The organism is Mycobacterium sp. E787 (assembly GCF_001668725.1).
GTDB lineage: Bacteria > Actinomycetota > Actinomycetes > Mycobacteriales > Mycobacteriaceae > Mycobacterium.
Genome location: NZ_LZKL01000118.1, coordinates 56,285 through 70,901, shown reverse-complemented (window position 1 = coordinate 70,901; position 14,617 = coordinate 56,285). Strand labels below are relative to the sequence as shown.

Below are 14,617 nucleotides of genomic sequence, written 5' to 3'. Positions count from 1 at the left end.
GATATCGCCCAGGTGTGCGCTGTCGAGCACGGCCGAGCGCGCAGCCATCGCCGGTTCGACGTGACCGCCCCGCGCCCCTGCGCCGCCGGTCTTTTCGGTGCGCGAGGTCATGATGTCGCCCCTTCGACGGCGGGCGGATTCGAGTTGGGTTGCGAGACTTCGCCGATCGGGCGCGGGGCGGGCTCGCGCCGGCGCCAGTCCTCCGGGATCGTCGCCTCCAGGACATCGTCGACGGTGACCACCCCGAGCACGCGCTCCTGCTCATCCACGACCGGAATGGAGTACAGGTTGAAGTCGGCCATCAACAGCGCGATGTCGGTCAGATCCATGTCGGCACTGACCCGCACCGGATCGGAATCCATCAGTGTCGCAACGCTTTCACTGGGCTCGGCCTGCAGCAGGGTGATCACTGAGACCACTCCGGTAAGGTGCATATCCTCATCGAGGACATGCACCTTGACCAGCGCCTCGGGCTGGACGGTGCGGGCGGCCGCGATGAGCGCCAGCGCCGCACCGGCGGTGGCAGTGGCGGTGCACGAGACGAAGTCGACGTTCATCAGGCCGCCGGCGCTTTCGGGGTTGAACCCCATCAGGGTGATCACCTTGGTGCGCTGCGGGGCCGGCATCAGGTCGAGCACCCGCCGGCGTCGCGACTGACGCAGGTCGGCTACCGCGTCGGCGGCATCGTCGGCCCGCATCCGCGCCAGCAGGGCGGCGACCTCGTCATCGGGCATGCCGTTGAAAAGGCGGCTCGCCTTCTCGGGGTCCAGCTCCTCGAACACGTCGGCCTCCAGCTCCGGGTCGCTGCGGACCCGGTCGAGGATTTCGCCGCCCTCGGCCTTATCGGCCACTTCGATCAGATCGGCGATCTCGGCCGGTTTGAAGCCGCCGACCCGTCCCCAGTGGCGACGTATCGAATCGGAGCGGACGTGGCCGATCAGCGGCTCGAATGCCTTCCAATCCCGAGGCGCCTGGCCGCCGGATCCCTTGATCAGCCCGAAAAACCTTGGGGGCCGGCGGGTGTCGATCCGGGTGAGTACCCACCCGGCTCCGGTGTCTTCAAGTCTGGCGTCATAGGCGCGTACCAATTCCACGGCCGCCACGTCGATCAGCCGGTGCCCCAGCACATCGGCGCGCAACAGCACCTCACCGTCGCGGCGCTCAAAACCGCGAAGGTCAACCTTGTTTCTTACCAAGAGAATTCGCTCCGCCGCAAACTCGTCGATGGCCTGGCTACCGATGAACACCTGTCGCCCGCCGACCCCGGCCACGATCCCGGTGACCAGCGGATAGTCGTCGACCCCGCGCAGCCGAACGATGACGTCCTCGACCCGGCCCACGGCTTCGCCGGACCGGGACAGCACCGGCGCGCCCAGCACCTGCGAAAGGTCGATCACGGGCAACCCGTTGCGGGACTCCGACGCCCTGTCCGATGTGCTCATTTGTTCCTCCTGGCACTACCAATGGCGCTTGGCTCGTTGCGTCCCGCCAATCCGTCCTGGATTCCCCGATTTATCGCGTCGGCCAGAGCGGACCCGTCGCTCAAGTTGTTGAATGCGCTCGGGCCGGCGCCGTTGCTTGGCGGTGCGCCCCGGCGCGCTCGGTGCGCCACAACCGCGATGGCGATCGCGGTAGCGATGGCGGCGCCAATGCGACTTCTCATGCTCACGGCCGGCCTCCAAAGGTGTGCGGCTAGCCCGCGGCCGGGGGGCGACCCAGGATGCGCGGGCGAAACCCGTAGATGGGTGCGCTGAACTCGTCGTCGGCCGTGGCCCCCATTCCCCCCAGCGGCACGCCCGGGATACCCGCGGGCCCAACGTCTTCCATGACCATCGGGGTGGCACCGATGCTCTGGTAGGCCCCTGCGCCGAGTTGGGTCGTCGATACAACGGGGCTGATGGTCGCTCCGGTGTCGCCCCACGCCGGCGGTACCGACAGGGAGCCCACCAGATTCGCGCGCGCCATCTCCGCGGTGGCCAGGCCCGGCAGGCCGGTCGCTGCCACCGGCTCCGCCGAACCAAGGCCGGCCGCCACGCTCGGCGCGTCCGCCGCCGCGGCGCCGGCCGCGGTGTCCGGCGCGTAGAGGAAGCTGTAGGCCGTCGCGGAATCGATCATCGACGTCGGGTTGATCAGTCCGCTGGTCGTGAATGCGTTGGTGAAGTTGGCGATCGAGGCATTGGAGACGCTGCCTCCCAGCAGCGCACCGTTGGACCCGCTCAGATCGTTGAGGATCCCGGAAAGCCCGGTGGTGTCCTGGTTTGACCCGGGCGCCACGATGCGTTGCAGCTGTGAGATGACGCTTTGAAGTGGTGACTGCGTGGCCGACTGAGTAGCCGCGGCCGATGTGCCGGCCGCCTGGGTAACCGCGTTGGACTGGTTGGCCGCGCCGCCGTAATTGGTGGCCGATTGCGGAGCGGTGAACGGCGTCAACTGTGTCGCCGCGCTCGAGGCGCTGGCGTAGCCGTTCATCGCGGCGGCATCCTGTGCCCACATTTCCGCGTACTGGGCCTCGGTCGCCGCGATCGCCGCGGTGTTCTGCCCGAAGACATTCGTCGCCGTCAGATTCGACAGCTGAACGCGGTTGGCCGCGACGACCGCCGGGGGCACCGTCGCCGCAAACGCCGACTCGTAGGCGGCCGCGGCGGCGTTGGCTTGCGTGCCGGTCTGCTCGGCCTGGGTGGCGGTGGCGCTGAGCCACTCCAGGTAGGGCGCGACGGCTGCCGTCATCTGCATCGACGACGGCCCGAACCAGCTTTCGCTGGTCAACCCCGCCACCACGGCGCCGTAAGTGGCCGCCGCGGAACGCATTTCAGCGGCCAGGGCGTTCCAAGCGCCGGCCGCGGCCACCATCGATGCCGACCCGGGGCCGGAATACATTCTTGCCGAGTTGATTTCGGGCGGCAATGTTGCAAAGTCGATCATCACAAGCACCTCTCCTGTCAACCGGCGGCCGGTGGGCGTGGCATGACGACGGGTCGGAACCCGTACTTCGGAATGGCGCGGCGCAGGCGCTTGGCCGTCGTCGCCATCGGCCCGGCGAAGGCCCCGGGCCCCCCGGCCCCACCCGATCCGATATCGCTGAGGCCGGTCGCGGGCGTGGCTGTTGCGGCCGGGGTGATGTTTGCCGCGGAGGCCCAACTCTTCGGCACCGACAGCGCGCCGACCAGGTTGGCATGACCTATCCCAGCCGACGCGGCCGCGCCCAGGCCGGGAAGGCCCGCGGACGCCAGCGAGCCTTCCGCCGAAGCGGCGGCGCCCGCATCCGCCGACGCCGCCGCCGCCTTGGGGAACAGGTAGTTGAACCCCGCGACGGTACCCAGGATGAACTGCGGGTTGAACGGGCCGCCGGCGAGCGCTCCGTTGACAACACCGGTGCTGACGAAGCTGCTGTTGAAGAAGCTCCACAGCGACGAGTTGGATGACCCGTTGAGGAACTGCGCCAGTCCATAAAACGGCGATGACGGGTCGGAACCTGTGGCCAGCAGGCTTTCCAGCCACCCGATGACGCTGCCGGGGTTGCTCGATGTCGCCGACGACAATATCGACTGCGCCGTTCCGGCCGGCGTCTGGGCGGCCTGGGCAACGGCGTTGGCCTGGTTGGCCATTCCGTCTGGGTTGGTCGTGGACCGCGGCGGGCTCAGCGGCGTCAAATCCGACGCAACGTCCGATGCGCCGGCGTAGCCGTTCATCGCTGCGGCGTCTTGTGCCCACATTTCGGCGTATTGGGCCTCGGTGGCCGCGATAGCCGGTGTGTTCTGCCCGAACACGTTGGTGGCCACCAGCGCCGCGAGTTGGGCCCGGTTGGCCGCGATGACCGGGGGCGGCACCGTCATGGTGAACGCCGATTCGTAGGCGGTCGCGGCCGATTGAGCTTGGGTCCCGGCCTGCTCGGCCTGGGTGGCGGTAGTGCTCATCCACTCGAGGTACGGCGCCGCTGCGGCGGCCATGGAGATCGATGACGGTCCGAGCCAGCTCTCGCTGGTCAGCTCCGACAGCACAGAGCCATAGGCGGCCACCGCGGAACGCATTTCAGCGGCCATCGTGTTCCACGCCGTTGCAGCGGCGAGCATGGGCCCCGACCCGGGGCCGGAATACATTCGGGCCGAGTTTATCTCCGGCGGTAGCGCCGCAAAGTCGATCATTGTTCTCCCCCTTGGGAATTCACTGCGCCGCGGCGGCGTTGACGGCCTCCGTCGCCGCGTACGATCCGGCGCTGCTCAGCAACGTGGCAACGAACTTCTCGTGCATCTCGGTGGCTTGAGCGCTCAGCGCCTGAAACGTCTGGCCGTGAACGGCGAACTTTGCCGCGGTTACGAGCGATACCTCGTCGGCGGCCGCGGGCACCACGCCGGTCATCGGGGTTGCGGTTGAAGCGCTCTGGGCGGCCAGCGCCGACCCGATCGCCTGCAAACGGCTGGCGGCGGCGGCCAGCGATTCCGGTTGCGCAGTGACAAAAACCATCGGAACTCTCCTCACGCGGATAAGCAGGGCTTGGGCTGCGGGCGCGCCAAGGCGCACACCGATGTCACGTCTCAGCGGGCGCGCTGGACGCGAGAGCTAGCTTCTTACAAGAGGATTCAGGCCGAAACGACACCGGGGCCGGGTCGAGACGAAACGCCGACGAATCCTGAACAGGTTAGATGTTTATCGCTCGGAATCAGTTTCGCTCCACCTCCTCACGGCCGGGGCATGCGGGGATGCCACGTATTGCACATGGGATGAGCGCCCGGCAACGCGACCGAGCCCGGCACCCCTCTCGTCAGAGCTTCGGCACCACACGGCGTATCCGGCTCGATCGGAGCCGGAAGCCACTTGGGCTCAACCCTTAATCCGGGAGGAGCTGTCCTGACCCTGGGCGTCTTTCGACGTTCGAGGTCAGTGGCCTATATCCGTGCGGACGCCTCACCTAGCGAGGTGCTTGCATGGCATATGGTGCACCCGAACGCCAAGCCGAGTCAAATAAACAGCGAGCTAACAGAAACTTTTCGCTTGCTCGACAGCCGGTAGCCGTTCGCCAGGTCTGGCCAATTGGGTTGTGCCTCAACATGATCCGCAAAGTCGACTGGCATAGCGATAATCGAGATAGCGATGGTTTCAGCTGAATTTTTACGGTTTCTTGACGGGTGCCAGACCGCCGCGCCGGCTACGGCCCGCAGGGCTGCGCGACGAGTCCCTGAATAGTGGTTTGGCGCAGCGGAGCATGACGGTTGCGCCGGCCCACCCGGAGCCGGATTGGGGTTCAGAACCGCGCAGCCCGGCGCAGCAGCGCTAATCTCGTATCTCCGATGGAGCGAGGTAAGTGCGTCCACCTGGGACCCGATTGGTTTTCAGAGGGGGGCCGGGCGCTTCGGAAGGGTCGGGTGGTGGGGTGGGCGGCTCCATCACGGGAATGGGCGACTCACCCGCCGCGAGTGGTGTGGCGTTGCTCAACCCGGCACCGCTTCCCGCGCCGGCCGCGAAGGCGGCCACGAACGCGCAACCGGCGATCGCCGTTTTGATCTTCACGTGAGACGGCATCAACTCTCCGCATCATGTCGGGTCACCTACGTTGCCATCGTGACACCCGAAGGTTGTGCAAAGCATTTCGCCGCTATTGCAAAAACGTAAAATTGCGTCGGCTGCGGTCGGGCGCTGCTGCCAGGCAGTACCGGGGAGGTCCAGGACAGCTGGGACAACCGGTGTACGTCAGCTACAGCCCCACCGGGATCGGGACGACGACCTTCGATTTCTGGGCGCGGACCGCTGCTACGACGCCTTGGTGCCCGGCGGTGACGGGCCGTCGATGAGCCCGCTCAACTCGGTGCGCGACCGGATGCCGAGCTTGCCGAACACGCTGCGAAGGTGAGAGTTCACCGTGTGCGGGGACAGGCAAAGACGTTGCGCCACGCCGCGATTCGTGGCGCCGGCCGCGACCAGGTGGGCGACCTTGAGCTCGCTGTCGGTTAAGCTGTCCAGCCCGGTCCGCGGGCGTGGCCTGCCCACCACCCGACGTGACACGCCGTGTTCGCGCAGGGCTTGGCCGACTCGACGGGCATCGGCGATCGCACCGCAGCGCACGTAAGTGTCGAAGGCGACGCCGAGCTGGTCGACGCACTCCCAGACGCGGTTGGTCCGTGCCAGTTCGGCGCCCGCGTCCTCGGCTGCGGCAGCGTGCAGCAGCGGCCGGGACAACTCGCTCAGCGACTTGGCCGCCACGACCAGCGCGTCGGGGTTGCGCTCGAGGATGGCGCGCGCGTGCTGGGCGACCGCGTTGAACAACGTCGCCCCAGGTCCTTCCCGTGCGAGCAACTCGGCGGCGCGCAAAACCTGTCCGCGCAGCCCGGGGTCACCGGCGGCGGCCGCGACGCGGGCGGCCAGGACGACGTGATCGAGGTCGACGGCCCATACGGGAGCCTGCAGCAGTGCGAAGTCGTCGGTAAGCCAGCGCTGCGCCTCCTGGGTGTGGCCGCGCTGCCATGCAGCATGAGCGAGGGCCGCCATCCCCTCCCGTCGATGGGCGGGCCCGCCCGCCGCATAAGCGTCACGCGCATGAATGGCGACCTCACGCAACAGTGGGCGGTCGTCGGTATGCACTGCGACCCGGGCCAGCGTCATCAGCCCGATCCGGCCCCCGATGCGCGTCCAGTTCATTCGCTCCCGCGGGGGAAGCGACTCGACGGCGGCGCGCGCCGCGTCCAATCGCCCGGCGGCCAGATCGATGAGTGCCTGTACTTGGGTGAGTAGCTGAAGCGCCATCTGGTTGCGTTGTGCGCGAGCCACTTGCAAGCTCTGGAACACACTCGTCGCGGCCTCGTCGACGGCGCCGATCGTGACAAGAAGGATGGCGCCGTTCACCGCGGCGAAGTGCCGCACGGCCACGGGTTCCGCGCTGCGCGTCAGGGCGTCGAGGTGCTCGAGGGACTCCTCGGTGCGCCCGGCGTGCCCGTCGGCGCAGTTCGCCAGCGCCACCGAGAGTTCGGCGAGCACGCCGGTCAGCACGTCATCGGTCGAGGCCGCGGCTTGCTGCGCGTCGCTGACGGCGCGGCGGAGATCGCGGGCCTGTCCGTCCATCGCGAGGTTGTAGGCCAGCCAGCCGAGATGGCGCGCCCTGGTGAGGTTGCTGATGCTGGCCAGCTCCAGGGCACGCCGGTTTTCCGCCGCGCGCTGGCCGGCCGGGCGCGGCGACAGCATTGAGAGGCCAAGCCGGACGTCCGCCTCTTCCTGCGGCGACAGGTCCTCGGAAAGGGTTGCCGCGGCGAGCTTTTGCGCCTCGCCGTGCCGCATGGCCTGGTTGAGCAGCACGACGGTTTCGGCGACCAACGGCCCGCGCGCCCGATGCCGCCAAGGCAGCAATCGCAAGGCGCGTTCGCTGATGTCGGCGGCGGTGGACGGATCGCTGGCCGCGAGCGATTGCGCGGCGTGCCGCAGTGCCCGAATCGCTACCCTGTCGCCGACCTCGGCGCTGCTCAAGAGTTGGGTCGCCACCTCCGCGGGCGGCGCACCGCCTTCCAAAAGGGCGGTCGCGACGTCACGCTCCATCGCTCGTCGCAGCGACCGCGGCAGCGATTCGCGGGCGGCTTGCCGCAGCAGAACGTGCCGGAACCGCAGCCGGTCGCCGTCCTCGGCCAGCAGGTCGGCGCGCACCGCCTCCTCGACTGCCGAGATCAGCCCGACTGGGCGGCGTTCGAGCAACTCGGCCAGCAACGCCGCCGAAAAGCTCTCGGGCAGAACGCAAGCGACCTGCACCACCCGGCGCGCTTCCGCCGACAGCCGGCCCACGCGTTCGTCCAGGGTGGCGGTGAGCCGCCGTGGCAGCTCGTGTCCCCTGACGCTGGCACGCCCGCCCGTGACGCTGATTCTGTCCTCTTCCTGCAGCCCATGGATAAGCTCCATCACCAGAAAGGGGTTGCCGTCCGCCAGGCGCGCCAGAGCGAGCAGCGACGCGTCGGCCTCCGCGCGCAGGACGTCGGCGACGATGTCTTCCACCGCGGTCGTTTCGATGCCGCCCAACCTCAATACCCGCGCGCCGTCGCGTTCGAGCAGGTTGACCGTCGCGGCGACCTCCGGGCCCCCGGCGCCGGTTCGCGTCGCGAGCGCCCACAGCACGCGGTCGCGGGCGAGGCCGGCGGTCAATGACCGCACGGCCAGCGCGGTCGCATCGTCGGCCCAGTGGAAGTCGTCGATAACGATGACGATCGGCGCTTCCGCCGCCGCCGCGCCGATCGCGCCGTGCAAATCCCGGACCACCGCGTGGTCCACCGTCGCGGGCCCGGCGCGGCCCGGCGCCGGGCTCTGACCGAGCGCCGGATCGGCGCTCCGGATCGCCATGAACAGCGGCGCAAACGGAACCGTCCGCTGATGCTCGAAGCCCTGGCCGAGCAGCGGTCGCACGCGCCGGTCGGCGCGCGCGACGAATTCCCGAAGCAGCCGGGTCTTCCCGATACCCGGCGCGCCCGTCACGATGACGACGCCGCCGCGACGCGCCGCGAGCGCCGCGTCAAGCTCGCGGGCGACCTCGAGCTCACGCTCGCGACCGCGGATCGGCGTGGTCACGAGCGACCGCCGCTGAACATGGGATCCTCCAGATGGACGTCCCCCCCGGGCCAATGCCGTCGAGTATGGCGGCCCGCGGCGGGCCTTCGAGTCCGCCATTGGCCAGCCGTCGCGGCTGGTCCGCGGTGTAGCGTGCACCTATGCGAACGGGGGCCCCGATTCGGCGATGCGCACCGCCGGGCTGATTGGGCGGGACGCGGAAACGCGGACGCTCGCTGAGTTCGTCGACGATGTCCGGTCGGGTTCCAGCCGAGTTCTGGTGCTGCGCGGTGAGTGCGGCCTCGGCAAGACGGCGCTGCTCGAGTGGGTCGTCGAGCAGGCCGGCGACTGCCAGGTGTTGCGTGCGACCGGGGTCGAGGCCGAGATGGAGCTTGCATTCGCCGGCCTGCATCAGCTGCTCCTGCCGATCCTGCCTGGGCTGCCGGACCTCCCACCGCCGCAGCGCGAGGCGTTGCAGACGGCCTTCGGCATCCAGGCCGGCGCGGCCCCCGACCGGTTCTTGATCGCGCTGGCCGCGCTGGGCTTGCTGTCCGACACCGCAACGCGGCAGCCACTGATCTGCCTGATCGATGACGAGCAGTGGCTGGACCGCGCGTCAGCGCAGGCGCTGGCCTTCGTCGCGCGGCGCCTGGGCGACGAGCCGGTGGGCCTGGTCTTTGCCACCGAGGTTGCCACCGACGAACTTTCGGGACTGCCCGAACTGCGCCTCGACGGCCTGAGCAACGCCGACGCCCACGCGCTGCTGGACAGCGCACTGACCGCGCCGCTTGATCCGCTGATCCGCGACGAGCTGGTGACCGAAAGCCGCGGCAACCCGCTGGCGTTGTTGGAGCTGCCGCGCGGGATGACGCCGGCACAGCTGGCGGGCGGGTATGGGTTGCCGGCCGCAATGCCGGTGTCGGAGCGCCTCGAGGACAGCTTCGCGCGGCGCATCGAGGCCTTGCCGTCGGCGACCAAGAAGATACTGCGGCTGGCCGCCGCGGATCCGGTCGGCGAGCCGTCCGTTCGTAGGGACGCCGCGGGGCGACTGGGGCTGGATCCCGCCGCCGCGACCCCGGCGATCGAGGCCGGCCTGATCGACTTCGGCACTCGGGTGCAGTTCCGTCATCCACTGATTCGCGGCGTGGTGTGTCGGTCGACGTCGGTCACGGAGAAGCGAGCCGTACACCGGGCGTTGGCCGAGGCCACCGACCCGCGGTCGGACCTCGACCGTCGGGCATGGCATCGAGCGCAAGCCGCGGCCGGGCCCGACGAGACGGTGGCCGCGGAACTCGAGGGCTCCGCCGACCGGGCCCTGGCGCGCGGCGGAATGGCCGCCGGGGCGGCGTTTTTGGAACGTGCGGCGATGCTCACACCGGCGGCGGATCGTCGTGCGGTACGAATGCTGGCCGCGGCGAAGGCGAAACGCGACGCCGGCGTCCTCGACGCCGCGCTCAGGCTGTTGGCCACGGCCGCAACGGGACCCCTCGACGCGTTGCAAACCGCGCAGGTCGAGTACCTGCGGGGGGAGATCGCCTTCGACCGGTGGCGGGTGCGCGAGGCGGCTGAACTGTTGAACACCGCGGCCGGGCGCTTTGAAACCGTTCGCGCCGAGACATCGCGCGAGGTGCGCTTGCGGGCGCTGGATGCCGCGACGTGGCTGGCGGACCCCGGCGAGAGCGGCATCGCCGCAACGGTCGCCGCCGTCCTCGCCGGGCCGCCGAGCCCGCACCCGCCGCGGGCGGTAGACGTCCTGCTGGACGCGTTCGTCATTCGGTTCACCGATGGTTACGCGGCCGCCGCGCCGCTGCTCAATCGCGCGATCGAGATGCTGCTCGCCGCGGAGGTGCAGGCCGATCGGCTCGACAGCTGGTTGCCCATCACCCGCTCCAAGATGAGGGTCGCGCTCGGCGCCGAGGTGTGGGACGCCGAATCCTGGTATGCCCTGGCGCTGCGCGAGGCACAGTTCGCCCGAACGACCGGCGCTCCAATCCAATTGCAGTTCGCGCTGCACTACCTGGCCTGGACGCTCGTGCTGCGCGGTGAATTCGGGAAAGCGGCGTCGGTGATCGACGAGGATCGCGCCGCCTCGGCCGCGACAGGCATACCTCCGCTGTGGCTTGGCGCATTGCTGCTCGCCGCGTGGCGCGGCGAGCGGGACAACGCGTGCGAACTCATCGAGAAGACCACGGCGCTGGCGAATTCCGAGGGGGTTTGCCGGGCCGCCGATTTCGCCGCCTACGCACGCTCGGTGCTCGACAACGGATCCGGCCGCCACGCCGACGCGCTGGCGTCCGTCAAGCCGGTTTTCGATCGCGACCACGCGGGCTTTGGTGCCCTGGTCGTCCCGGAGGTGGCCGAGGCGGCGTCCCGCACGGGCGACGTCGAACTCCTTGCCGCCGCGCGGGTGTGGATGGCGGTCCGCGCGCAGGCGACGCCTACGCCATGGGCGCTCGGCATCGACGCACGCATCCGCGCGCTGTCGAGCGACGGCGATGTCGCGGACGGTCTCTATCGTGAATCGCTCGAACATCTGGGCCGGACACCAATTGTCGTCGAGCGCGCCCGCGGACATCTGATCTACGGCGAATGGCTGCGGCGCGAGAACAGGCGCATCGACGCCCGCGCCGAGCTGCGGGCGGCCCAGGAGATGTTCTCAGCCATGGGAGCCGACGCGTTCGCCGATCGGGCCCGACGCGAGCTGCTGGCCACCGGCGAATCGGCGCGTAAGCGCTCCGTCCAGGCCGGTGCCGAACTGACCCCGCAGGAGCTGCAGGTCGCGCGGCTCGCGCGACAGGGCTTGTCCAACAACGACATCGGCGTGCAGCTGTTCATCAGCCCCCGCACCGTGCAATACCACCTGCGCAAGGTGTTCGCCAAGCTCGGCATCCGCTCCCGCGCGGAACTCTCCCATGCGCTGCCCGGCGGCGCCGCCGCGCGGCTCGAACCCAGCGCATAAGAGGGCCCCTCAGGCTCTGACGGTCCCTAGGCAATCGCCTGCGCCAGTTCGGGCCCGAAGCTCAGTAGCCCGGGAATGAGGCCACCGAACTCGGTACTACCGGTCCCGATCGCGAAGGGAGCCGGGGGCCCGAAGAAACTGGTGAAGACCAAGGGGTAACTGAGTGGAGTGAGAACCCCTCCTAAGGGGATCTGGATCAATGACATGACCTGGAAATCAAAGATGTAAGCCGGCGGGAGGGTGATCAGCGTCGAGCCGTTGAGGAAGCCGTTCGCAACGAACGCCGGCGCATCGAGGAGAGCCGCGGCCGCCGCTGACGCGTTTCCGGTTTGCACCGCGCCGGCTAGCGCCACTCCGGTGGAATTCAGGGCGCTCAGGGCGTTCGCCGGCCCGCCGATGGCGTCGAAAAGGACCTGCAACGGCAACCCGAAGGTGAGGTCCGAATTGGTGAGGTTAAGGGTGGCCCCGAAGTTCGTGGATACATCGACCAGGTTGGTGAGGTTCTGCGCCATCTGTGCGGGGATGGAGCCGGCGGGCAGCAGGTTGGTGAGGTTCTGGGCCATCTGGCCGGGCAAGGCAAAGATGGGCGCCAGGTCTCCCAGGGGACCCAGCGGTACGTAATTGAAGCCGAAGACCGATCCGCTGATATAGCCATTGCCGCCATTGAAGGCAGGGAGGAAGGCGTTGATCAGGCTCTGGTTGATGTCGTCGTACGCGCCGACGGGGTTGCCCGCCAACAGGTCTTGGAAAGCCGAGTGAAAGCCCGCCGACGCGGTGGGCAGCCCGGCATTGATGTCCTGGCCCGCGAGCTGTAGCGACGCCCCGATTGTGGTGGAGCCGATCTGGTTGGCGATGAGATGCTGCACGAAAGCCGCGGGGTTGGCGGACAGCGCCTGCAGGCCGGTTTGCAGGTCGGCCGGCAAGGCCTGCATCCCGCTGGCGAATTCGTAGGCCGCGCTCTGCGCCGATGTGACGAGTGTTTGGGCGCCGGTTTGGATGGTCGCGGGCAGACCGGCGAGCGCGGCGGGAAGGTTCTGCATGCCAGTCCCCATTGCTGAGGTCATCGCCTGGGCGTAGCCGATCTGGTTGCTGGCGATCTGGTGCAGCAAGGGGAGCGGGTTGGCGGTGAAGTTGCCGCCGATGGCTTGCAGGTTTGCGGCCGTGTTCGTGACGAGCGCCTGGTACGGGGCGGCGACATCCGCACCGAAAGTGTTGAAACCGTTGATCAGACCGGGCACCCCGCCCGCCTCGAGTGCCGCAAATTGAGTCTGGAAGCCCGCGATGGACTGTCCGATCGCGGCGGTGTCGGCACCCTGCAGGGCGGTCACGGCGCCACCGAGCGACTGGGCCGGCGCTGCAGTCACGGCCTGCATGGTCTGCTCGGCGTTGGCCACCTCGGTGCCGAGATAGGCGCCGGCACCGGAGTTCAACAGGCCCACGAACTGCTCGTGAAACGCCGAGGCGCGGGCGGCGACGGCCTGGAATTGTTGGGCGTGGTCGCCGAATAACGCCGCGATGGCGGCCGACACCTCGTCCGCACCGGCGGGGGCCAGCGCGGTCGTGGGAGCCGCGGCGGCGCTGGTGGCCTCGCTCAGCGACGAGCCGATGCCGGCCAAGTCCTGGGCCGCCGCCTCCACAAACTGCGGCGCGATGGTGACAAACGACATCTTGGTGTTCCTTTCTCGGCACCCCGGCTCCGAATGGCGCACGCCAGCGAGCTGTTGCGGCGAGGTGCAAATGACAGAGTCCGGCTGTGGTGCCGGCTTGCTGACAACGGTGACCGGTCGACCTATCGCCGGGCTATCGCACGACTGGTGATCTTTAAGCCGGGAACATGCGATGGCTAAGGAGGCGTCGGCAGCACCCGTTTTCGGCCTGCCGTTGCGCATCACACGGCCACGGCTTAAAGATCACCAGTCGTGCGATGGCGGCGCGGCGCATCAAGCGGTCACTGTTGTCAGCGAGCCGGCGCTCCATGCCGGCCGGGAAACACCAATTCGAGGAACGCTTTTCGTGATGGACTTTGTACTGCTGCCGCCGGAGATCAACTCGGCCCTGATGTACGCCGGCGCCGGGTCCGGGCCGTTGTTCGTCGCCGCAGCGGCCTGGGAGGGGTTGGCCGCTGACTTGCAGGCGACGGCGGCGGGGTTCGACTCGGTGACCTCCGCGCTGGCCGGCTCATGCTGGACGGGTCCGGCATCGGCGGCGATGGCCGCCGCGGCAACACCCCACGTGGATTGGCTCAGTGCGTCTGCCGACCTGGCCGAAGTGGCCGCCGCCCAGGCCCGGGCCGCCGCGACGGCATTCGAAAGCGCGAAGACCGCGACGGTGCATCCGACGGCGGTGGCGGCCAATCGTTCGCTGCTGTCGTTGTTGGTGGCGACGAATTTCTTGGGTCAGAACACTCCGGCGATCGCCGACACCGAACTTCAGTACCTTCAGATGTGGGCCCAGGACATCGCCGCGATGATGGGCTACCACGCCGACGCGGTGTCGGTGGCCTCGCTGCTGACCCCGTTCGACCAGCCCCCGACCGGCTTGGCCGGGCTGGCCGGCACGGCGCAAGCGGCGGGCACCGCGATGTCGACCGCGGCCCCGAAACTGATGTCGGCGGTGCAGTCGTTGCCGCTGGGGGCCGCGACGCAGGGGGCGCAGGCGCTGGCGACCCCGGCCAGCATGGCGATGTCTCCGATGATGATGCTGATGAGCAGCGCCATGCAGACGGGAACGCAAAGCGGCGCCGGGTTGGCGGGGGTCGCCGGATTGCCGGGGGCGCCCGCGCTGATGAGCGGCGCCCAAGCGGTGCAACCCCCGGGCGGCGGCGGGGCGGGTGCCGCCGCGGGCCTGGGTCGGGCGCGGATGGTCGGGGCGTTGTCGGTGCCGCCGACGTGGGCCGGGTCGGTGCCCGCGCCGATGGGCAGTTCGGCGGTGACCGGCCTGTCGAGCATGGGAACGGGCGTGCCCAATTCGGCCGCCGTGGCGGCCGGCACCGGCATGCCGATGATGCCGATGCCGATGAGCGGCGCCGGCGGCGGCATGCCCGGGCGGATGACGAGCGGCGGCAGCGTCGCGCATGTCGTGCAGTCCCGGCCCGGCGTGGTGTCACGGACCGGCGTCTGAGTCAAGCGATACGAATCCCTGACAGTT

Annotated in this window: 8 protein-coding genes and 1 riboswitch; of the genes, 2 read left to right on the top strand and 6 right to left on the bottom strand. The window is 69.1% G+C overall.

Going from position 1 to position 14,617, the window contains the following annotated elements; all coding sequences use genetic code 11:
* Positions 1-107: 107 nt before the first annotated feature.
* The 5 genes from A5705_RS22835 to A5705_RS22815 all read right to left on the bottom strand — a co-directional run bounded on the left by A5705_RS22835 (position 108) and on the right by A5705_RS22815 (position 8,532).
* Positions 108-1,442, bottom strand: coding sequence for a magnesium transporter MgtE N-terminal domain-containing protein (locus tag A5705_RS22835; RefSeq protein ID WP_068280218.1), 1,335 nt, complete (start codon positions 1,440-1,442; stop codon positions 108-110).
* Positions 1,443-1,692: 250 nt separating this feature from the next.
* Positions 1,693-2,922: a PPE family protein gene (locus A5705_RS22830; RefSeq protein WP_067883118.1), complete on the bottom strand. Its 1,230-nt coding sequence runs from the start codon at positions 2,920-2,922 to the stop codon at positions 1,693-1,695.
* A gap of 17 nt (positions 2,923-2,939) precedes the next feature.
* Positions 2,940-4,142, bottom strand: coding sequence for a PPE family protein (locus A5705_RS22825; RefSeq protein WP_067883119.1), 1,203 nt, complete (start codon positions 4,140-4,142; stop codon positions 2,940-2,942).
* A 19-nt stretch (positions 4,143-4,161) separates the two neighbouring features.
* Entirely contained in the window at positions 4,162-4,461 is a 300-nt protein-coding gene (locus tag A5705_RS22820; RefSeq protein ID WP_067883120.1) for a PE family protein, read from the bottom strand.
* Between the two features lie 283 nt (positions 4,462-4,744).
* A riboswitch (M-box (ykoK) riboswitch) is annotated at positions 4,745-4,921 on the bottom strand.
* A gap of 824 nt (positions 4,922-5,745) precedes the next feature.
* Complete coding sequence (locus A5705_RS22815) at positions 5,746-8,532, bottom strand: helix-turn-helix transcriptional regulator (RefSeq protein ID WP_068280214.1); 2,787 nt, start codon at positions 8,530-8,532, stop codon at positions 5,746-5,748.
* Between the two features lie 166 nt (positions 8,533-8,698).
* On the opposite strand from A5705_RS22815, the gene A5705_RS22810 reads away from it, so the two are divergent.
* Positions 8,699-11,470, top strand: a complete 2,772-nt coding sequence (locus A5705_RS22810; RefSeq protein WP_067883122.1) for a LuxR family transcriptional regulator — start codon at positions 8,699-8,701, stop codon at positions 11,468-11,470.
* Between the two features lie 26 nt (positions 11,471-11,496).
* Here A5705_RS22810 and A5705_RS29070 read toward each other — a convergent pair whose 3' ends face one another.
* Entirely contained in the window at positions 11,497-13,359 is a 1,863-nt protein-coding gene (locus A5705_RS29070; protein ID WP_082956646.1) for a PE family protein, read from the bottom strand.
* 127 nt (positions 13,360-13,486) lie between these two features.
* On the opposite strand from A5705_RS29070, the gene A5705_RS22800 reads away from it, so the two are divergent.
* A complete protein-coding gene (locus A5705_RS22800) occupies positions 13,487-14,590 on the top strand; it encodes a PPE family protein (protein WP_068280208.1) in 1,104 nt (367 codons plus the stop codon).
* Positions 14,591-14,617: the final 27 nt, after the last annotated feature.

Excerpts from the sequence above, each read along its gene's own strand:
- A5705_RS22825 (WP_067883119.1), bottom strand. The coding sequence starts at position 4,142 with ATGATCGACTTTGCGGCGCTACCGCCGGAGATAAACTCGGCCCGAATG.
- A5705_RS22820 (WP_067883120.1), bottom strand. The coding sequence starts at position 4,461 with ATGGTTTTTGTCACTGCGCAACCGGAATCGCTGGCCGCCGCCGCCAGC.
- A5705_RS29070 (WP_082956646.1), bottom strand. The coding sequence starts at position 13,359 with ATGCGCAACGGCAGGCCGAAAACGGGTGCTGCCGACGCCTCCTTAGCC.
- A5705_RS22800 (WP_068280208.1), top strand. The coding sequence starts at position 13,487 with ATGGACTTTGTACTGCTGCCGCCGGAGATCAACTCGGCCCTGATGTAC.
- A5705_RS22830 (WP_067883118.1), bottom strand. The coding sequence starts at position 2,922 with ATGATCGACTTTGCAACATTGCCGCCCGAAATCAACTCGGCAAGAATG.
- A5705_RS22810 (WP_067883122.1), top strand. The coding sequence starts at position 8,699 with ATGCGCACCGCCGGGCTGATTGGGCGGGACGCGGAAACGCGGACGCTC.
- A5705_RS22835 (WP_068280218.1), bottom strand. The coding sequence starts at position 1,442 with ATGAGCACATCGGACAGGGCGTCGGAGTCCCGCAACGGGTTGCCCGTG.